This is a genomic window from Affinirhizobium straminoryzae, assembly GCF_007004135.1.
In the GTDB taxonomy this organism is placed as follows: domain Bacteria; phylum Pseudomonadota; class Alphaproteobacteria; order Rhizobiales; family Rhizobiaceae; genus Neorhizobium; species Neorhizobium straminoryzae.
The window spans coordinates 1-19517 of record NZ_VJMG01000066.1; the positions used below are offsets into that span (position 1 = coordinate 1).

Here is a 19517-nt window from a genome sequence, read left to right on the forward strand (position 1 = left end):
AATCAGGGGAGCAGGTCACCTGCATTGAAGCCAGTACACCAGCAAGGCGGCCATGGATGGTCAGCTCCGCCGACTTGCCATCGGCAGACGGCGCGATCACGACCTTTTGGACCAGCTCTCGCAAGAAGTTGAAATGACGCTGCACGTCGTCATGTTCGCTCGCACCGGCGCGGGCCACCGCCGTCAACGCACCGATCGCCGCTGCAAACATCGATGGATTGATTGTGAAGGTCTTGGGCGGACCGCGACGCTTCGCCTGCTGGATTCGAAGCGAAGATTCGATCTGCGGCTGGCCATGGAGGATTTTACGGGTGATCTGTGCTGCAATGGCGTCGTGCCTGCGCGATACTCCCCTGAGAAGCGGGGCAAGTTGTACTATAGGGTCATCTTGACCCGCATCAGCGCCTGGCGCCATCGCGCAAGAAGGTCTGTACGCGCGTCAGCGGACAGCGCTCCCGGAGAGAAATGCCGGGCATGCGAGGGCTCCGGAGGCTGTATGCCCATCGCGCCGAACGCCATGGCCGCGGCCCCCAGTGCGCCCACTTCGGGTTGATCTCCCCGGAGCACCGGGCGGTCCAGCACGTCGGCCTGCACTTGCATGAGGAAGTCATTGGTCGATGCGCCGCCATCCGCCATCAGACCGGCGAGGTCGAGGCCCGTATCCTGCTGCATGGCTTCGAAGACATCGGCAATCTGAAGTGCGACGGCCTCGATCGTCGCGCGGGCTATGTGTGCAGGCCTCGTGGCATGGGTCATGCCGGAAACCGTACCGGTCGCATCATCGACCCAGTGCGGCGCACCAAGGCCCGCCAGTGCCGGGACGAAGACCACCGTGCCGCTCTCTGGGACAGATTGCGCGAGATCGGAAAGTGCGGCGGGGCCGGCAAGTCCCAGCAGGGTTGCGGCAAATGCGAGGGCCTGCGCCGAGACCGTGATGTTGCCCTCGAGCGCGTAGGCAACGCCGCCGTCGTCAGACCAGGCGATCGTACTCGAAAGACCATGCCGGGAGGCAACACGTCCGTCGGTCAGGGTCATCAGGGATGACCCTGTGCCGTAGGTCGCCTTGACGAGGCCCGGTCTGCGGACGCCATGACCGTAGAGTGCGGCATGACTGTCCCCCATCATGGTGAGAATGGGGATCCCGCCAGGCAGGGCCGTCGCGCCGGCCCCCGTCTCGCCGAAACGGCTGTTGGAGGGCAGGGGGGACGGCAGCGCCGATAGCGGGACCTTGAAGAGAGCACAGAGTTCGGCACTCCACACCAGTCTGACGGTATCGAACAGCATGGTGCGCGAAGCGTTGGAGTGGTCCGTCGCAAAGACGGCGCCATCTGTCATCTTGAACAGCAACCAGCTGTCCACCGTGCCGGCGCGTAGCCGTCCCTGCTCTGCCAGATCGCGCGCCGATGCGACATTTTCCATGACCCAACCGAGCTTTGATGCCGGAAACAGGGCATTGATTGACAATCCGGTCTGATCGACGACAGCGGCGTCGTGCCCGGCATCGACCAGAGCCTGGCAGGCTACGGCCGTGCGGCGGCACTGCCACAGGATCGCCGGCGCCAGGGGGGCGCCGGTTTCCGCATCCCAGACAACGAGCGTTTCCCGCTGGTTGCTGATGGCAATGCCGCCAATCGGGCCGTGATCGCCGGCCACGATGTCGGCGATCACGGACTGGACGCTGTTCCAGATGGCATCGGCCGATTGCTCGGCCCAGCCCGGGCGTGGATAGTGCGAGGTGAGGGGTGCGGACGCCCGTGAGATGACCTTGCCGGAGGCATCGACGAGCACCGCCTTGGTGTTGGTGGTGCCCTGATCGATCGCGAGGACGAGTGGCTGTTGTTCCATCCTCGAACTCACTGTTTGCGCGCCAATGCGCGACGTGCAGCCGCAATGATTCCATGCGGGGTGATGCCGTAATGTTCGAAGAGGAAATTCACGGAGCCTGTCACCACGAAGCCGGGAAAGCCGAGGCGCTCCACCGGTACCGGGTGGTGTCCCGCTGTAAACTCGGCAACGGCCCCGCCCAGCCCTCCGCGGATATGGGCTTCTTCCACCGTAACGATTGCCCCGGTTTGCGAGGCTGCGGCGGCAAGCGCCTCCTCATCCAGTGGATTGAGGGTTGCCATGTTGAGGAGGCGTACCGAGATACCCTCGGCGCGCAATGTGGCTGCAGCCTGCGCTGCAAGATGTACCGTTGTGCCGCAGGCGATCAGGGTCAGGTCGCTGCCGGCCAGAACCATTTCCGCCTTTCCTGGACGAAAGACACGGTCCTTGACGGTAAGGTCGGGTACCGGCATGCGGCTCAGGCGAATATAGACCGGGCCATCATGCGCGGCGGCCCAGCGAACAGCCTGCTCCGTTTCCCAGGCATCGGCCGGAGCGATCACGGTGATGGCGTCCAGCGGGCGAAGCCAGGCAAAGTCCTCGATCGAGTGATGCGTCGGCCCAAGCTCGCCATAGGCGACGCCGGACGACTGGCCGACCAGCTTCACGTTGAAGCGCGCATAGGCGATGTCGGCCTTGATCTGCTCCAGAGCGCGGCCGCTGAGAAAGCAGGATGCTGCCGAGACGAACGGGATCTTGCCGCCATTGGCAAGGCCGGCGCCCACGCCAACCATGTTCTGCTCGGCAATTCCGACATTCACGAGTCGCTCGGGGAACGTCTTCTGGAAACCGCCGAGTTTGGACGATCCGACGGAATCGTTGACGACGGCAACAATGCGCGGATCCCGGGCGGCGAGGTCTTCGAGCGTGCGTGCCCAGGCGTCGCGGCAATCGTGAAAGCCTTCCTGTTGGGGGGCGGGAGCAGCCATCAGACGAGTTCCTCCAAGGCAATCCTGTATTGTTCGGCATTGGGCACGCCATGATGCCACGAAGCCTTGTTCTCCATGAAGGACACCCCCTTGCCCTTCACCGTGTTGGCGATGACACACAGCGGGCGCCCCTTGCCGATGCGGGCCGGCGCGAGAACGTCGAGGAGAGCCCCGATGTCGTGGCCGTCCACCATCACGGCCTCCCAGCCGAAGGCCCGGAATTTCTCATCAAGCGGATCGAGACCGTTGGTGTCTTCGGTGCCCATGCCCTGCTGAAGGCGGTTGCGGTCCACGATCAGGGTCAGGGTTTCGAGCTTGCGGTGGCCGGCCGTCATGGCGGCCTCCCAGTTTGATCCCTCCTGCAGTTCACCATCGCCTGTCAGCACGAAGGTGCGATGGTCCTGTCCCGAGATCTGGGCGGCGATGGCAATGCCCAGCGCGACCGGCATGCCATGCCCGAGGGGGCCGGTGTTTGTTTCGACACCGGGCAGATAGGTGCGGTTCGGATGCCCGTTCAGCTTCGAGTTCGGCTGCATGTAGGTATCCAGCCACTCCTCCGGATAGTATCCTGCGGCGCAGAGCGCCGTATAGAGCGCGCCGGTCGCATGGCCCTTCGACATGATGAACCGGTCGCGGTTCTCCAGCCCCGGTTTCGTGGGATCATAATGCATCACCCCGAAGTAGAGCGTTGCGATGATGTCTATGGCGGAAAAATCCCCGCCCGGATGCCCGAGCTGGGCGTCATGAACCATCGTGAAGGCACGCCGGCGCATCCATAGCGCCTTGTCACGGATGGTCTGAACGGTATTGTTCTTGAGCATTCAAAGAGGCCTTTCAGTCTGGGCAGCGCCCCTGTCGCATGCGCTTACATGGCGCCGAACAGAGCCTTCTGGGCAATTCGCAACGCGGCGATGGCGTCGTGCCGGCTCTGGGCTTCCCTCAGGGCATCGAGATCGAGCGCATCAAGACCCCTAGCGGCGGCTTTCAGGAAGTCGATGGCGTGGTTGGCCGTTGCGACGCTGTCCTCGCGGAAGGGGAACTGGTCGAGCTGCCAGACCCCTTCCCATCTGTTCTTCCGCAGCACGTGGAAAAACTCGAAGAGTTCGATTGGATGCAGGCTGCCGGCGACCAGATCGTCATCCCAGCTGCGGTAGTTGTCGTTCACGTCCATGCCGAACAGACGACCGTAGTCGATGGCGAGCTGTGCGCTGTCGGCGGCGGATTCTCCGCCCATGATTGCATGACCGAAATCCAGGAGAATACCGAGGTTTGGCAGGCCGATCTTCTCGATGCCGAGAAGCGTACGGGCGACCGAGCCGAAGCTCATGCGCACCCTCGGTTCGCGCGGCTTGTACTCGATGACGAACTTGAGGTCCGGGTTTTCGCTGGCCAGCTGGCCCACGCCATCGAGCGAGTGCTTCCACAGGGTGCCGTAGTCGACCTGGAACGGGTAGTCCCAGCCATCCTGACCCGGCCAGAGTTTGACGTAATCTGCGCCGAAATAGCGAACCTGATCGCAGGCTTCCGTCACCAGCTCATGCGTGCGTCGGCGGATACCCGCGTCCGGATTGGTGAACGAGCCCTTGGAGAATTCGCGCGTGTAGATTTCCGGCGTGATGCCGATGACGCCGAGCGTGTTGCGATCCAGTGCTTCCTTGATCTGCGCGCTGGAGAAGTTTCCGCCGAAAAAGGGATAGTTGATATCGACAACGGACAGATCCTTCACCTGGCCGGCAAGGTCGATCGCTTCGATCACGCTGCGGGGCGTGCCGTAGCCGTCTGTCGCATAGCGGTCCACATAGGTTGCAAAGTGCCAGATTCCTGCGCCGAAGCGTTGTGTTGTCATGGGGCGTCCTCCGGTATGGGGAAATCCATTCGCGTCTTCGCGAGGTCCGCTCTGCCAGACCTTGCGGCGGCGTCACAGGGAATGCGATTCAGGCGAAATGTGTTTCGATTGCTTTTATTTGATTTCGATATCTTTCATAAATTGCGTGTATCGACAAGTGATTTTTGCTCTCTCCTGCCACATCTGCTGCGTTGCAGCGAAAATCGCTTGAAATTGTGTGCGGATGCGGTCTGAATGTTTCTGAAATTCACATAAATCACGAATGAAACAAAACCGTGTTGACATAAATCGAAAACATTCGATAGGAATTGCTACAGGTCACAAGGAGGTGGCTTGGATAAAGGGGAGGTCACATGAATATTTCACGCCGTTTGCTCGTATCCGCGTGCGCATTGGCGCTGTCTGGCTTCGTGCCGGGCTTTGCCATGGCGGCCGGTACCATCGCGATCATCACGCCGAGCCACGACAATCCGTTTTTCAAGGCTGAGGCTGATGGTGCAGCGGCCAAGGCCAAGGCTCTCGGCTACGAGACGATGGTTCTGGTCCACAACGACGACGCCAACAAGCAGAATGAACTGTTCGATTCCGCGATTGCGGCGGGCGTCAAGGCCATCATCCTCGACAATGCCGGAGCCGATGCCTCGGTCGCCGCCGTCAAGAAGGCCAAGGACAAAGGCATTCCATCCTTCCTGATCGACCGCGAGATCACCGCGAGCGGCGTTGCCGTCTCGCAGATCGTCTCCAACAACTATCAGGGCGCGCAGCTTGGCGGAGAAGAGTTCGTCAAGCTGATGGGCGAGAAGGGCAATTATGCCGAGCTTGTCGGCAAGGAGTCCGACACGAATGCCGGTATTCGCTCGCAAGGCTACCACGACGTGATCGACCAGTATTCGAGCATGAAGATGGTCGCTCGCCAGACGGCCAACTGGTCGCAGACGGAAGCCTATACCGTGATGGAATCCATCCTGCAGGCGCATCCGGACATCAAGGGCGTCATCTCGGGCAACGATACCATGGCCATGGGTGCCTATGCCGCGCTGGAAGCTGCCGGTCGCAAGGACGTGATCGTCGTCGGTTTCGACGGGTCCAACGACGTGCGCGATTCCATCCTCAAGGGCGGCATCAAGGCGACCGTCCTGCAGCCGGCCTACCAGCAGGCCCAGCTTGCGGTCGAGCAGGCCGACAAGTTCATCAAGACGGGCGCGACGGGGGTCGAGGAAAAGCAGCTGATGGACTGCATTCTGGTCAACAAGGACAATGCCTCCAAGCTTGAGACCTTTGCTCTCAAGCCGTGATGCCTGGTCAGCAGGTCGCCCGGTGCACCTTTGTGCCGGGTGGCCGCTTCTGTTGAAGAAAATGGTCGTTTGATGATGAAACCCATCCTGTTCGCAACGGGCCTCGTGGTCGTGTTCAGCCTTTCGGGCTGCAAGCTCGTGAAGACCGAGAGCGCCACCGAGGCGGCCGCCGATCCGATCGCCACGCTGGTGTCCAAGACTTTCGAGGCAAAACTCGTTCCGGCCTTGTCCGAAAAGGCAATCGATGTCGCGGTGCTGCGCAGCGCAGTGACGGCTGGCCTGGATGATGCGGGGAGCAAATATGGACTGCGCGTCGGCGGTGCCGGCGGCGGCTGGAATTTTGCGGTCAAGGGCAAGGGCAAGGTGGTGGTCGAGAACCGTGATACGAAGGCCGCCGTTGCGGAGGTTGACGTGGACGGAGACGGGAAGTCCGACGTGATCCTGCAACTCGGCCCGGTCGTGAAGGGGACGGCGCTCCGGGATGTCACGCCGCTCTATGACTTCTCGACATTCCGCGACCAGATCGAATATGCGCGCCTTGGACGCGCGCTCAACGATCGTGCTGTCTCGACTGTTCCTGCCGACGGCTCGATGAAGGGAAAGACCGTCCAGTTCCTGGGGGCAACGGTCATCCGCTCTGCGGGCGAAAAGCCGCTTGTCACCCCGGTTTCGATCGAGACAGCGCCATGAACGCGGCGCATCCGATCGGCCTGACGATCCGCTCCGGGTCGAAGATCTATCCCGGTACGCAGGCGCTGAAGAATGTCGACTTTGACCTGCGCATGGGCGCCGTCAACGTGCTGGTCGGCGAAAATGGTGCCGGCAAATCGACCCTGATGAAGGTCATCGCGGGGGTGGAGCAGTTGAATGGCGGAACCATCACGCTTGATGGCAGACCTGTCGTCTTCTCCGACCGCAGCGATGCCGCGCGGCAGGGCGTCGGCATCGTCTTCCAGGAACTCAATCTCTTTCCCAACCTGACCGTGGCGGAGAACATCTTTGTCGGCCGCGAAAAGACGGTGGGCGGCGTGCACATCGACCGGGCTGCCCAGTCTGCCGTTGCGAGAGCGCTGATGCAGCGGCTCGAGCAGGAGATCGATCCCGACACGCCGCTCGGCAATCTCAGGATCGGTCAACAGCAGATCGTCGAGATCGCCAAGGCGCTGGCCGAGGATGCGCGCATTCTGATTCTCGACGAGCCGACATCCGCGCTCTCCGCTGCCGAGGTCGAGGTTCTGTTTCGCGTCATCGGCGATCTGACGCGCCAGGGGGTCGGCATTGTCTACATCTCCCACCGGCTGGAGGAACTGATCCGGATCGGAGACTACATCACCGTGCTGCGGGATGGCGTCATCACCGGTGCGCGGTCGATGGAGGGGGTCGATATTCCCTGGATCGTTTCCAACATGATCGGCAGCGCCTCCAAGGAGTTTCCGAAGATGGAGCACCATGCGCTGGGCGAAGAGGTGTTTCGCGTCGAAGACGTCTCGTTGCCCGGGCCGGCTGGCGGTTACGTGGTGGATCATGTCTCGCTGTCGGTGCGATCAGGCGAAATTGTCGGTCTTTACGGTCTCATGGGGGCCGGGCGATCCGAACTGCTTGAATGCATCATGGCCCAGCATCCCGCAGCAAAGGGCAGGCTCTTCATTGCCGGCGCGCGTGTCAGGGAGCGAAGCGTGTCGGGCCGCATCCGCCGGGGCCTTGCCCTTATTCCGGAAGACCGCAAGCGCGACGGCCTGGTGCAGATCATGAGCATTCGCGAGAATCTGACCCTCTCGTCGCTGGGCGATTTTACCACCGGTTTCCACCTCAGCCTGAAAGCGGAAGCGGCCAAGGCGGTCGAGTTCGTCAGGCGCATGGCGATCAAGATTGCGAGCCTGGAGCATCCCGTCTCCAGCCTCTCGGGCGGCAACCAGCAGAAGGTCGTCATCGGCAAGGCGTTGATGACGAACCCCCGCATCCTGTTGATGGACGAGCCGTCGCGCGGCATCGACATCGGCGCCAAGGCCGAGATCTTCCGCACCATGCGCAAGCTTGCAGCTGATGGTCTGGGAATTCTCTTCGTCACCTCCGATCTGGAAGAGGTGCTTGCCCTTTCCGATCGCATCCTCGTCATGGCGAATGGCAGGCTGACCGGCGCTTTTCCGGCCGGTGCCGCCGCAGCGGACGTCATTTCCGCCGCGACGCCCCATCTGAACAAGGTTCAATCCCGATGAGCAGTCCCGTCCCCCCTCATGGCAGCAAGGCTGCCGGCCCGTCCTCGCAGACCTCGACGCTGCTGCTTCTCCTGAAAATGCGGACATTCGTGGCGCTGATCCTGGTGTTTGCCTTCTTCGCCTTCGCGGCTCCGAACTTCCTGACCGGTGCCAACATGCTGATCATATCGAAGCATGTGGCGCTCAATGCCCTGCTGGCCATCGGCATGACTTTCGTCATCGTGTCAGGCGGTATCGATCTCTCCGTCGGCTCGATCGTCGGTCTGTGTGCGATGGTCGCCGGCTGGCTGGTCCTTTACGGGATCGATCTCCGGATCGGCTGGAGCCTGCAGTTCAACACCCTGGAGATCTGCGTGATCGTTGCCATTGCCGGTATCTTGATCGGGTTGATCAATGGCATCCTGATTACCAAGCTGAACGTTGCCCCCTTCATCGCGACACTCGGGACGCTTTACGTCGCCCGCGGCGCAGCGCTGCTGTTTTCCGATGGGCGAACCTTCCCCAACCTCGCAGGAAATCCGGACTATGGTTCGGATACCTTCAAGCTGATCGGTTCCGGCACATGGCTCGGCGTTCCGCTCTCGGTCTGGATCATGGTGGTGGTCGCCGTCCTGGCCGCCTATCTTGCGACACGCACACCGGTCGGACGCCACATTTATGCCGTCGGTGGCAATGAACGCGGCGCGGCCCTTTCAGGCGTCAACGTCGATCGCATCAAGCTGTTCGTCTACATGTTCTCCGGCTTCTGCGCGGCTCTGGTCGGCCTCATCATCGCCTCGCAGCTGCAGGCGAGCCATCCGGCCACGGGCGAGACCTTCGAACTCAACGCGATCGCCGCGGCGGTTCTCGGCGGAACATCCATGTCCGGCGGGCGCGGCCGTATCGGTGGTACCATCGTGGGGGCCTTCGTCATCGGCATTCTGGCGGATGGCCTGATCATGATGGGCGTCTCCTCGTTCTGGCAGACGGTCATCAAGGGTCTCGTGATCATCGCTGCGGTCGTGGTCGATCAGGTTCAGCAGAAGCTGCAGGCCCGCGTGGTCCTGCAAGGGCAGGCGTGAGGAGGGGCAATGCGCCTCCCGAGCGGGCTTTGACCCGGGATTTCAACGGGAAGCCACTTGTTGTATGGGAACCGTGGGTTAAGATCGAAACACTGCTGATTGCTTGCGAAATTCGAGGTTTGTCGGAACATGGACGCGAAGACAGAAAACGACTCGTCCGACTCCATGATCGGCCTGCTGTCGGAGCCCAGGCGTCGCCGGATCCTCGAATGGCTGCAGGAGGAAGGCTCGGCGCGCGTGCGCGAGCTTGCAACCGCATTCCACGTCTCGGAGGCGACGATCCGCCAGGATCTCGAGCGTCTGGAGAATGAGGGCTTCATCACCCGCGAGCATGGCGGCGCCTACCTGAATGCGGTCGCACCGCAGATCGGGACCATGACCCTGCATCACCAGGAGAACATGGACAAGAAGCGCAGGATCGGCGCGCTGGCCGCGGGGCTGGTGAAAGATGGCGAGACCCTGATCCTCGATGCCGGCACGACGACGACCGAAATTGCCATGCGACTGGCGGGCCGTCGCAACCTGACCCTCATCACCAATGCACTCAACATCGCGATCATTCTGGGAGCGGTGCCGACCTTTGCCGTGCATATGCCGGGCGGCCAGTTCAAGTCGCCGACGCTGTCGCTCTCCGGTGACAAGTCGGTTGAATATTTCAGCAATATCTTTGCCGGAAAGCTGTTTCTGGCAACCGCCGGAGTGGATCTCGAGGCCGGGCTGACCTATCCGAGTTTTGCCGATCTCCAGCTCAAGGAAGCCATGATCAAGGCGGCAGCCCATGTCTATCTTGTGGCCGATTCGACGAAAATCGGCCGATCCTCCTTCACCCGTCTCGGATCTCTCGACGTCATCCAGTCATTGATCACGGATGACGGAATTCCGGACCGTGTCGCACGCGAATTCGAACGCCGCGGTGTCGAGGTTCTGATCGCATCCTGAGGCGAGACGGCAATCGACCCGTCAGGGGCCTGGCGAATATCGCCGACATCGTCTCCTCGATCGCCTGGCACAGTCAGGATAAGGCCGGCTTTCGGACATGCTCGGACACCTTCATGGCGTTTCCGCATCCTCCGCATGCGCCGAGGTCATCGACCCGCTGGATTGAAGCGCGCCGGACCTCAACTCCCTGCACGATCACTGCTCCCCTGCAATACCGCACGGCGACATGCGACCGACGTCTATTGGGAGAGATGTCCGGAAAGCCTTGCAACATCACGTAAAAAGGGAGGGCTGGAAGATCCGTTCGCCCTCAACATCTTCGCCACATGGAATTTTAGCGGTCAGATCATCTTGCAATCGATGCACGAAATGTCTTCGAGCCGTGCGGAAATAGCATGGCTGAACGGCGATACACTTTCTCGATTTGGATCGTTGGCGAATTCCCACTGTGCCCTTTCGGTAATCGCGGAAAGGGCGATATGGATTAAGTGTATCATGCGATATGCATGTGTGGGTATTGGGTATCACAATCTTTGCAATCGCACGCCCGGAAAACGCTTCGAGGGCAATTTCCGCTTGTTTTTTCGGGGCGTTATTCGTGTATGCAGAATTGCTTGCGAAGTGCTGATGTTGCGGAAGGGATGAACTGGAATGACGGCCGCCTTGTGTTCTTCAGGGAATGTGCACCGCATCGCCGATTCAGAGCCGGTGATGCTGCCCATCGTGGTCGATCTGGATGGCACGCTGGTCGTGTCCGACACCCTGCATGAATCCGCTGCCATCGCGCTCTTTCGAAAGCCGGCCTCCCTTCTTCTGGCGCTTCCGGAACTCAGAAACGGGCGCCATGCATTGAAGGCGGCATTGGCGAGGGAGGTTGATCTGACGGAGGAAGTGCTGCCGCTCCGCGAAGATCTGGTTCAATGGCTGCGTGAAAGGGCTGCCGAAGGGCACGAACTTCATCTGTGTTCCGCCGCGGATCAGACGGTGGTGGACAAGATTGCGCAACGGCTTGGCATTTTTGCCTCCGCGGTGGGGTCGGCCGCGGCGAACCTCAAGGGGCAGGCCAAGGCTGGCTATCTGAAGGAGCGCTTCCCGCAAGGGTTCATCTATGCCGGAGACCATCTTGCCGATCTGGCGGTCTGGGCCGTGTCGCGCGGCATTGTTCTGGCTGGCGCAAAGCCGGAAACGGCCCGCAAGGCACGTCAGCTGGGGAAGCCTGTTCTCGCGGAATTCCATACTGCCCAACTGACGCCCAAGGAGTTCATGAAGGCGATCCGCGTGCATCACTGGACGAAGAATGTCCTGATGTTCGTGCCCCTGATCCTGGCGCATTCCTGGACGGACGTCTCGCTCATACTCAAGAGCCTTTTGGCATTCTGTTGCCTGCTTGCGGTGACATCTGCGACCTATCTCCTGAACGACATCGCCGACCTCAATGCAGACAGACAGCACTGGTCGAAGCGACATCGCGCGCTTGCCAGCGGCCGGCTTTCCATTCAGTCGGGTTTTCTCCTGGCAAGCGGATTGCTGGTGGGTGGTTTTCTATGCGCCTTTCTGACATCGGTTCCGTTCGCGATGGTCCTGATGGCGTATTTCGTGATCACGGGAGCCTATTCGCTCGGCCTTAAACGCGTGCCTCTTCTGGATACCTTGATCATCGGCGTGCTCTTCACGACCCGCTTGATCATGGGAACGGTCCTGCAGGATGCCTCGCGCCCGGCCTGGATGCTGACCTTCGCCCTGTTTTTCTTCTTCTCGCTTGCCGTTGCCAAGCGGCATACCGAAATCGTTCGTGCATCAGCCAGTGGAACCTCCAGCCTGAAAAGCCGAGGATATGAGGTGGAGGATGCGCCGCTGACCCTTGCTCTCGGGATCAGCGCGGCCATGGCATCGCTGGTGGTCCTGATGATTTTCGTGCTGCTTGAGATGCTGCCGGGCAACCAGTACAGTCGCCCGCAGGTTCTTGCCGTCATTCCCGTTCTTCTGTCGATCTGGCTTGGGCGGATCTGGCTTCTTTCCCATCGCGGCAGGATGAACGACGATCCCGTCAGCTTCGCCATCCGCGACAGGTTGAGCCTCGGTCTCGGCACAGTCGTCGCCTGCGTCTTTCTGGCTGCCCTATGAATCCTTTCTCGCCATCAGATTCCATTCGCTCCTGGGGCGGCGTGCTGAAGGCGCCGCATCATGTGGCAAGACCCGGTTGGAGGAGCGAACTGTCACGCCTCGTCCTGTCGGGACGCCAGCAGGGCTATCGGCTTCTCGCCTGCGGTCTGCGTCGGTCCTACGGGGACAGCGGTCTCAATCCGCACGAAGGCCTGATCGACATGACCGGCCTTGACCGGATGATCACGCTTGATCCTGCAACGCGGCGCATCCGCGTCGAGGCCGGTGCCTCCTTCGATGCCATCCTCCAGGTGATCGTGCGCCAGGGGCTGTTTCTACCGGTGACGCCCGGCACCCGTTTCGTGACGGTCGGGGGTGCGATTGCCAATGATGTTCATGGAAAGAACCATCACCGGCATGGTACGATCGGCCGCTGGGTGCGTCGCCTTGGTCTGCTGCGTTCCGACGGGCTGGAACTGGACCTTGCGCCGGATGATCCTTCGGGGCTTTTTCAGGCCACCATTGGCGGCCTCGGCCTCACCGGCGTCATCACCTGGGCCGAGATCGAACTGATGCCGATCGCGAGTGCCATGATGGATGTGGAGAATATTCCCTTTGGCAAACTCGACGAGTTTTTCACCCTGGCGGCCGACAGCGAAGACGCGTTCGACTATACCGTGTCCTGGATCGATTGCCTGTCCGGTGGTGAGCGTCTGGGACGGGGTATCTTTACCCGCGGCAATCACGCCGGGACGGGCTCCATCCTGCCGGACAGGGGCAATACGCTTCTGACCATGCCGGTGAACCTGCCCGGTCTTGCCATGAACCGTTATTCCATCAGCGCCTTCAATGCTCTGTATGTCTGGAACGGCAGGCGCAAGTCCGGAACCGCCCGAACCGGCCTGCACCCCTTTTTCTACCCGCTCGATTCGATTGGCCGCTGGAATCGCATGTACGGACGAAATGGTATGTATCAATACCAGTCCGTTGTTCCCGCTGCCGTCCAGAAGGAGGCGACGCATGATATGCTGAAGGCAATTTCAGCCAGCGGTCAGGGGTCGTTTCTGGCGGTCCTGAAAACGTTCGGGGATGTTGCCTCTCCCGGCCTTCTGTCCTTTCCGGCGCCGGGCACCACGCTTGCGCTGGATTTTCCAAACCGCGGGGACGTGACGCTCAAGCTGATGGGGCGGCTGGATGCGATCGTGCGTGAAGCGGGGGGACGTCTTTATCCGGCCAAGGACGGCCGAATGTCTGCGGCCATGTTTCAGGCAGGCTATCCGGCCTGGCAGGAGTTTGCCAAATACGTCGATGCGGGCTTCAGCTCGCATTTCTGGAAACGCGTCTCCCAGATCTGAGGGGAAAAGAATTGCGACTTATCGTATTGGGCGCCACGTCCTCCATCGCTGCCGCAACGGCACGACTTTACGCGGCAGATGGAGCGACCATCCTGCTGGTTGGCCGGGATCAGGATCGACTGGAGCAGACAGCTGCCGATCTGGCGATCCGCGGTGCTGAACGCGTCGAGACGGCCCTATGCGATCTTGCCGCACCGCAAGACGCGCAGCGGCAGTTCTCCGATTTTTCTGCCCGCATCGGCGGCGTGGATCATGTCCTTCTTGCCTATGGCATCCTGGGTGATCAGGCGGATGCCGAGCGCAACCTTGCTGCAGCCGAGGACATTCTGCGGGTCAACTTCAATTCGGCCACGGCCTGGGCCCTTGCTGCGGCCAACCTGCTGGAGAGGCAGGGGCGCGGCAGCCTCGTCGTCATCGGTTCTGTGGCGGGTGATCGCGGACGACGCGCCAATTTCATCTATGGTGCCGCAAAGGCTGGTCTCGCGGCACTCATGGAAGGCATCGCGCATCGTTTTGCGGATAAGGGGCCGCGCGCGGTTCTCATCAAGCCGGGTCCGACGGTCACGCCGATGACCGAGGGTATGAACCGCAGTGGCGCGCTGTGGGCCAGTCCGGAGCAGGTGGCGCAGATCGTCTACCGTCGCGCCTTCAGGGGAGGGCCGGTCGCCTATGCGCCGGGCTTCTGGCGCATCATCATGCTCGTCATCCGCAATCTGCCGAGCTTCATTTTCAACCGGATGGAAATCTGATGACGAAGATCATTGTCACCGGTGCTGCCGGACTGGTCGGGCAAAACGTGATTGCCCGCCTGAAGGGCGAACCGGGCATCACGATTGTCGGTATCGACAAGCATCCCGCCAATACGGCCCTGCTGCGCCGCCTGCATCCGCAGGTCGAGGTGATCGAGGCCGACCTGGCGGTCGAGGGCCCCTGGATGGATGTCTTTGCAGGGGCGGATGCCGTTCTCCTCAACCAGGCGCAGATCGGTGGTCTGGAGGAAGAGGAATTCGTTGCCAACAACGTGACGGCCACGCAGCTCATCGTGTCGGCCATGCGCAGGCATGCGGTTCCCTATTTCGTTCACATCTCGTCGTCCGTGGTGAATTCCAAGGCCGATGACTTCTACACACGCACCAAGACGACCCAGGAGAGGTTCATCGATACGGTCACGGACATTGCGCATGTCGTGCTGCGCCCCACGCTGATGTTCGGCTGGTTCGATCGCAAGCATCTGGGCTGGCTGCGCCGCTTCATGGACCGCACACCGGTATTTCCGATCCCGGGCAATGGCAATTTCATTCGCCAGCCGCTTTACGTCGGGGATTTTGCGTCCATCATCGTCTCGTCGCTGCGCAGCCGGAAGACGGGGACCTTCGATATTTCAGGGCTTGAGCAGATTCCGTATGGCGACCTCATTCGCCTGATCCATCGCACGGTGAAACCGCGCGCAAAGATTGTTCACATCCCCTATCGCCTTTTCTGGTGGTTGCTGTTCGTCTATGGAAAATTCAGTGCCAATCCTCCCTTCACCACGAACCAGCTGGAGGCGCTGGTGATACCGGAAACATTTCCGGTCATCGATTGGCCGGCGATCTTTGGCGTGACTGCGACGCCGCTCGGTGATGCGATCCGAGAGACCTACCTCGATGCCCGTTACAGCAGCATCGTCCTGGACTTCTAGAGCACGTCCGAGCCAAAAGTGCATCAGCGGTTTTGCGTCCGGACTGTGTGAAAACAAAGAGATAGAGCATTTCAGGTGATCCGGTTTTCACCGGAAATGCTCTAGGAGACAAGAGATGAGCCGTATCGTTATCATTGGCGCAGGCGCCATGGGCCTGGCAGCCGCGCACCGGGCCGTCACCCTCGGTCATCAGGTGGATCTGATTGAAGCGGACGCGGTTGCCGGTGGCATGGCCGCCCATTTCGACTTCGGCGGTCTCTCCATCGAGCGCTTCTATCATTTCGTCTGCAAATCGGATGCTCCCACGTTTGATCTGATGCGGGAGCTTGGCATCGGTGACCGCATGCGTTGGCGGCCGACATCCATGGGCTATTTCATGAAGGGACGCATCCATCCCTGGGGCGATCCGATCTCGCTGCTGCGCTTTCCGCATCTGAGCTTCCTCGCCAAGCTTCGAACCGGGATCCAGATGTTCCTGACGACGAAGGCACGGTCCTTCTCCTCCATCGAGCATAAATCTGCGCGGCAATGGCTCGAAGGCGGCTCCGGCCGGGAAGTCTACCAGACGCTCTGGAAGCGCCTGATGGAGCTGAAATTCTACGAACTCGCCGATGACATCTCGGCATCCTGGATCGCGACGCGTGTGCGGCGGATCGGAAATTCGCGCAGGTCGATCTTCCAGGAGGAACTCGGCTATATCGAGGGCGGGTCCCAGACCCTGGTGGATGCGCTGGTGAAAGCCTTCACCGACAAGGGGGGCCGGCTGCATCTGTCGATGCCGGCGCAAAAGGTTGTGACGGAGAATGGACGGGTGACCGGCGTGCAGGCCGGCGAGCGGTTCTTCCCCGCAGACGCGGTCATCTCCACCGTTCCCACGCCCTACATCTCCACCCTGGTTCCGGATCTGCCGGCTGCAAGCAAGGCGCAGTATGATGCCATCCGCAACATCGGCGTCGTATGCCTGCTCTTCAAGCTGAAGACGTCTGTCAGCCGCAACTTCTGGGTCAACATCGTCGACGAGACGATCGATATCCCCGGCATCATCGAGTTTTCCAATCTGCGCCCGGTCCAGGATACCGTCGTTTACGTTCCCTATTACATGCCGACCTCGCAGCCCAAGTGGCAATGGAGCGACGATCAGTTCATCGATGAGGCGTTCGGCTACATCCGCAAGGTCAACCCGGCCATTGCGCCATCCGATCTTCTGGAGGCAAAGGTCGGGCGACTGAAATATGCGCAGCCGGTGTGCGAGCCCAACTTCTATGCCAAGCTGCCGCCGATCCAGACGCCGATCACCGGCCTGCAGATTGCCGATACCTGCTACTACTATCCGGAAGATCGAGGCATCGCCGAAAGCATTCGCTACGGCCGTCGCATGGCGGAGGCCGTTGCGCGATGAACGGCAGGTTCACCGCCCTGATCCATCAGCCATTCGTCCGGTTTGCCGTGTCGGGCGGCATTGCTGCCGCGGCCAACATTCTCTCGCGAATGGCACTGTCGCAGATCACCAGCTATTCGGTTGCGATCGTTCTCGCCTATCTGATCGGCATGACCACAGCCTATGTCCTGATGAAGATATTCGTCTTCGAACAGTCGGGCCGCCGTGTTCACAGCGAGTATGTGCGCTTCGGGCTCGTCAACCTGGTCGCCCTTGCCCAGGTCTGGGGCGTCAGCGTTGTTCTTGCCAGGTTCGTCTTTCCCGCGATCTCGTTCGAGACCCATGCAGAGACGGCTGCGCACATCATCGGCGTGCTGAGCCCGATCGCCACGAGCTATTTCATGCATAAACATTTCACGTTTGCGGGAGGGGCGTAGATGCGCGGGCAGGAAACAAGGACAGCTGGACTTGGGTGGCATCTGGCGGCCTTCATTGCCTTGTTTCTTATCTTCTACCAGAAGATCGGCGCGCTTAGCTTTTACACGGTGGCCGCCGGTCTTGATCCGTCGTGGAGCGCGGCGCTTGTCCATGGACTTGAGCGCGGGCTTCTGTTCGGCACGGATGTCGTGTTCACCGGCGGGCCGTTGTCGTCGCTCTACACCCGCCATTTCAGCGTGGTCACGGCCTACCCCCTTGCGGTTCTCTCTCTTCTCATCACTGTCTTTCTCGCGCGCGTGTGGTCGATCCTTTTGGTCGAGCGCGGCAGCCTTGCGATTATCGCGATGGTTTGCCTTGTATCGTGGCTGACGGTCTTCAACAGCAGTGACAGCATCTTGCTGTTCGTGCCCCTTCTCGCCGGCCTTTATGGATTGAGCGGCGGGCGAAGCCGCATCTTGCTGTCGGGGGCCGGCGCGTTTCTCTGCGGCCTGATCATTCTGGCAAAGTTTTCAGTTTTCCCGATTGCCCTGCTTGCAATGCTGGTCCTTGACGTGAAGGCGGCGGTGGAACGGCGCCTGCCGATGCATCTCCTTTTGCTGGCTGCCGGCACGGCTTCCGGTTTTGTGGTCTGTGGTCAGCCTCTCGGCCAGCTTCCGGCCTTCATGGCGGCCAGTCTGGACGTCTCCAGCGGCTATTCCAGCGCGATGAGCGTCGTCACCGGGCTCAGTGTCATAGACCTCGCGACATGGTTGAGCATCACCACTGTATTCTTGGGGGCGTGGGCCCGTGCCCTCTGGAAGGGGCGGCGCGAACACGGATTCTGGCTGCCGTTTGCCCGCTTCATCGTGATGGCCGGATTTCTCTTTGTCTCCTTCAAGGCAGGCATGGTGCGGCATGACCTGCACGCGCTGACCGCCTGGGCCTCGCTCAGCCTCGCAGTCCTCCTGAGCATCCTTGTCATTCCTGGCCTGTCCGGGGCGGCCATCCGTCGGCGGATGGTGCTTGCTGCCATTCTGGTGCTTCCGGGACATGCCATGCTCTATTATGCCTACCGGATCGTGCCCTTTTCCGGCATTCTCAACATGCCATCCGCGATCGTGAGCGAGGTGAAAACGGCGGCCGAGTTGATCATGCGGCCTTCGGTCTGGCTTGCAAACCTTGAGGCGCGCAACAAGGCTGCACTGGCTGCGATCAAGGCGCAAACCCCGCTTCCGCCTCTCGACGGCACCGTCGATATCATCCCGTCGGCACAATCGGCTGTGATCGCGAACGGGCTTGCCTACAGGCCTCGTCCGACCATCCAGGAATACTCCACCTATTCCCCCCGCTTGATTGCCCGCAACCGCGCCTTCTTTGCCGGCGAGAGCGCACCTGATTATCTCATCATGCAGCCGGGCTCGATCGACGGGCGGCATCCCGCATCGGCGGAAGGGGCGCTGTGGCCGCTGTTCTTCTCGCGCTATGAAGCGGTTCAGTCCTCGCCGCTTGGCCTCATCCTGAAACGGAGGGCAACCCCGATTGCGGATGTGCTGGCGCCGGCCATCGAGAAGACCGCAAGCTTTGGGGATGAGGTTGCCTTTCCGGCGCCGGATGGTGCCTGGATGGTGTCCATCGACATCCGTCCCACCCTTTTGGGTCGTCTGGTCGATCTGGTCTACCGTCCGCCAATGACGGAGATTGCTGTTCGCTACAGCGACGGTTCTTCGGGCACCTATCGCCTCATCCCCGGCATGGCGGCGGACGGCATGCTGTTGTCGCCCCATGTCGCGAGCGCCAGTGATTACCTCATCGTCTCCACGGGCAATGCGGATGCTGCCAATCTGAAGCATGCAACCTCGTTTACGGTCAGGACCGGGATAAAGGCCGGCCTGTTCTATGATCGGGCCCTGGCCATCCGGTTCACGGCTGTGAATGCGGCCCCCCTTCGGGCGGCGAACCAGAATCAGTTCGTCCGGGACATGCAGGCCAAGGCAGGGCGGGTCATTCCCCTCCTGAGAAATAACGACATGCGACCGCCGACCCTTGAGCCTGCGGCGGAAGGCGTCTTTGCGCATGCGCCGGCGAGCCTGCGACTGCCGGTTCAGCCCGGCTCCACGCTCCGTCTGTTCTTCGGCCTGCGCGATGGATCGTGGAGCGGCGGAGGCAATACGGACGGCGTCTGCTTCATCGTCCGGTCGCCATCGGCAGGCCTTGCCGAACGGTGCCTCGATCCCGTGCGCAATCAAGGGGACCGGGGCGAGCAGACGATGGATGTCGATGTTCCCGCCGATGTTACGGAGCTTCGGCTGGACACGGCCTGCCGCGCCGCCTGCACCTGGGACTGGAGCTACTGGGGCGGCGTCGAGGGCATCGCCGGGAAATGATGTGCAGGCGGACGTTCCTGGCTGGACCA

The 19517-nt window shown here is 61.1% G+C and carries 17 protein-coding genes; 12 read left to right on the plus strand and 5 right to left on the minus strand.

The features are described from left to right. The 5 genes from FNA46_RS20235 to FNA46_RS20255 form a co-directional block, all read right to left on the minus strand. Positions 1-415, minus strand: a 415-nt coding sequence (locus tag FNA46_RS20235) for a hypothetical protein (protein ID WP_143127022.1), incomplete at its 3' end; no start/stop codon positions are given. After that, entirely contained in the window at positions 376-1845 is a 1470-nt protein-coding gene (locus FNA46_RS20240) for an FGGY-family carbohydrate kinase (RefSeq protein WP_143127023.1), read from the minus strand. The genes FNA46_RS20235 and FNA46_RS20240, both read right to left, overlap by 40 nt. Positions 1846-1853: 8 nt before the next feature. After that, positions 1854-2813, minus strand: coding sequence for a transketolase family protein (locus FNA46_RS20245; protein ID WP_143127024.1), 960 nt, complete (start codon positions 2811-2813; stop codon positions 1854-1856). Then, positions 2813-3634 carry a transketolase gene (locus FNA46_RS20250; RefSeq protein ID WP_143127025.1) on the minus strand — a complete coding sequence of 274 codons (822 nt, stop codon included), beginning with the start codon at positions 3632-3634 and terminating at the stop codon, positions 2813-2815. Before FNA46_RS20250 ends, FNA46_RS20245 begins: the two co-directional genes overlap by 1 nt. A gap of 44 nt (positions 3635-3678) precedes the next feature. Continuing rightward, the gene (locus FNA46_RS20255; RefSeq protein ID WP_143127026.1) at positions 3679-4659 is read right to left on the minus strand and encodes a sugar phosphate isomerase/epimerase family protein; all 981 of its coding nucleotides are present in this window, start codon (positions 4657-4659) and stop codon (positions 3679-3681) included. 353 nt (positions 4660-5012) lie between these two features. On the opposite strand from FNA46_RS20255, the gene FNA46_RS20260 reads away from it, so the two are divergent. The 12 genes from FNA46_RS20260 to FNA46_RS20315 all read left to right on the plus strand — a co-directional run bounded on the left by FNA46_RS20260 (position 5013) and on the right by FNA46_RS20315 (position 19488). Continuing rightward, a complete protein-coding gene (locus tag FNA46_RS20260) occupies positions 5013-5954 on the plus strand; it encodes a D-ribose ABC transporter substrate-binding protein (RefSeq protein WP_143127027.1) in 942 nt (313 codons plus the stop codon). Positions 5955-6026: 72 nt separating this feature from the next. Beyond that, on the plus strand, positions 6027-6644 hold the full coding sequence (locus FNA46_RS20265; RefSeq protein ID WP_210245907.1) for a DUF2291 family protein: 618 nt from the start codon (positions 6027-6029) through the stop codon (positions 6642-6644). After that, positions 6641-8170 carry a sugar ABC transporter ATP-binding protein gene (locus FNA46_RS20270; RefSeq protein WP_143127028.1) on the plus strand — a complete coding sequence of 510 codons (1530 nt, stop codon included), beginning with the start codon at positions 6641-6643 and terminating at the stop codon, positions 8168-8170. Before FNA46_RS20265 ends, FNA46_RS20270 begins: the two co-directional genes overlap by 4 nt. Then, positions 8167-9231, plus strand: a complete 1065-nt coding sequence (locus tag FNA46_RS20275; protein ID WP_143127029.1) for an ABC transporter permease — start codon at positions 8167-8169, stop codon at positions 9229-9231. Before FNA46_RS20270 ends, FNA46_RS20275 begins: the two co-directional genes overlap by 4 nt. A gap of 129 nt (positions 9232-9360) precedes the next feature. Next, positions 9361-10170, plus strand: coding sequence for a DeoR/GlpR family DNA-binding transcription regulator (locus tag FNA46_RS20280; RefSeq protein ID WP_143127030.1), 810 nt, complete (start codon positions 9361-9363; stop codon positions 10168-10170). A 711-nt stretch (positions 10171-10881) separates the two neighbouring features. Then, complete coding sequence (locus FNA46_RS20285) at positions 10882-12294, plus strand: UbiA family prenyltransferase (RefSeq protein WP_185969934.1); 1413 nt, start codon at positions 10882-10884, stop codon at positions 12292-12294. A 62-nt stretch (positions 12295-12356) separates the two neighbouring features. Beyond that, positions 12357-13628, plus strand: coding sequence for an FAD-binding oxidoreductase (locus FNA46_RS20290; RefSeq protein WP_246103239.1), 1272 nt, complete (start codon positions 12357-12359; stop codon positions 13626-13628). Positions 13629-13639: 11 nt separating this feature from the next. Further along, positions 13640-14377 (plus strand): SDR family NAD(P)-dependent oxidoreductase, encoded by a 738-nt coding sequence (locus tag FNA46_RS20295; RefSeq protein WP_210245908.1) that lies wholly within the window; start codon positions 13640-13642, stop codon positions 14375-14377. After that, complete coding sequence (locus tag FNA46_RS20300) at positions 14377-15309, plus strand: NAD-dependent epimerase/dehydratase family protein (RefSeq protein WP_143127034.1); 933 nt, start codon at positions 14377-14379, stop codon at positions 15307-15309. Before FNA46_RS20295 ends, FNA46_RS20300 begins: the two co-directional genes overlap by 1 nt. 115 nt (positions 15310-15424) lie before the next feature. Then, complete coding sequence (locus FNA46_RS20305) at positions 15425-16708, plus strand: NAD(P)/FAD-dependent oxidoreductase (protein WP_143127035.1); 1284 nt, start codon at positions 15425-15427, stop codon at positions 16706-16708. Beyond that, on the plus strand, positions 16705-17124 hold the full coding sequence (locus FNA46_RS20310) for a GtrA family protein (RefSeq protein ID WP_143127036.1): 420 nt from the start codon (positions 16705-16707) through the stop codon (positions 17122-17124). Before FNA46_RS20305 ends, FNA46_RS20310 begins: the two co-directional genes overlap by 4 nt. After that, the gene (locus FNA46_RS20315; RefSeq protein ID WP_143127037.1) at positions 17125-19488 is read left to right on the plus strand and encodes a hypothetical protein; all 2364 of its coding nucleotides are present in this window, start codon (positions 17125-17127) and stop codon (positions 19486-19488) included. Positions 19489-19517 lie beyond the last annotated feature (29 nt).

Coding starts and splice junctions, on each gene's coding strand:
- FNA46_RS20240 (WP_143127023.1), bottom strand. CDS start 1,845: ATGGAACAACAGCCACTCGTCCTCGCGATCGATCAGGGCACCACCAAC.
- FNA46_RS20245 (WP_143127024.1), bottom strand. CDS start 2,813: ATGGCTGCTCCCGCCCCCCAACAGGAAGGCTTTCACGATTGCCGCGAC.
- FNA46_RS20250 (WP_143127025.1), bottom strand. CDS start 3,634: ATGCTCAAGAACAATACCGTTCAGACCATCCGTGACAAGGCGCTATGG.
- FNA46_RS20255 (WP_143127026.1), bottom strand. CDS start 4,659: ATGACAACACAACGCTTCGGCGCAGGAATCTGGCACTTTGCAACCTAT.
- FNA46_RS20260 (WP_143127027.1), top strand. CDS start 5,013: ATGAATATTTCACGCCGTTTGCTCGTATCCGCGTGCGCATTGGCGCTG.
- FNA46_RS20265 (WP_210245907.1), top strand. CDS start 6,027: ATGATGAAACCCATCCTGTTCGCAACGGGCCTCGTGGTCGTGTTCAGC.
- FNA46_RS20270 (WP_143127028.1), top strand. CDS start 6,641: ATGAACGCGGCGCATCCGATCGGCCTGACGATCCGCTCCGGGTCGAAG.
- FNA46_RS20275 (WP_143127029.1), top strand. CDS start 8,167: ATGAGCAGTCCCGTCCCCCCTCATGGCAGCAAGGCTGCCGGCCCGTCC.
- FNA46_RS20280 (WP_143127030.1), top strand. CDS start 9,361: ATGGACGCGAAGACAGAAAACGACTCGTCCGACTCCATGATCGGCCTG.
- FNA46_RS20285 (WP_185969934.1), top strand. CDS start 10,882: ATGCTGCCCATCGTGGTCGATCTGGATGGCACGCTGGTCGTGTCCGAC.
- FNA46_RS20300 (WP_143127034.1), top strand. CDS start 14,377: ATGACGAAGATCATTGTCACCGGTGCTGCCGGACTGGTCGGGCAAAAC.
- FNA46_RS20305 (WP_143127035.1), top strand. CDS start 15,425: ATGAGCCGTATCGTTATCATTGGCGCAGGCGCCATGGGCCTGGCAGCC.
- FNA46_RS20310 (WP_143127036.1), top strand. CDS start 16,705: ATGAACGGCAGGTTCACCGCCCTGATCCATCAGCCATTCGTCCGGTTT.
- FNA46_RS20315 (WP_143127037.1), top strand. CDS start 17,125: ATGCGCGGGCAGGAAACAAGGACAGCTGGACTTGGGTGGCATCTGGCG.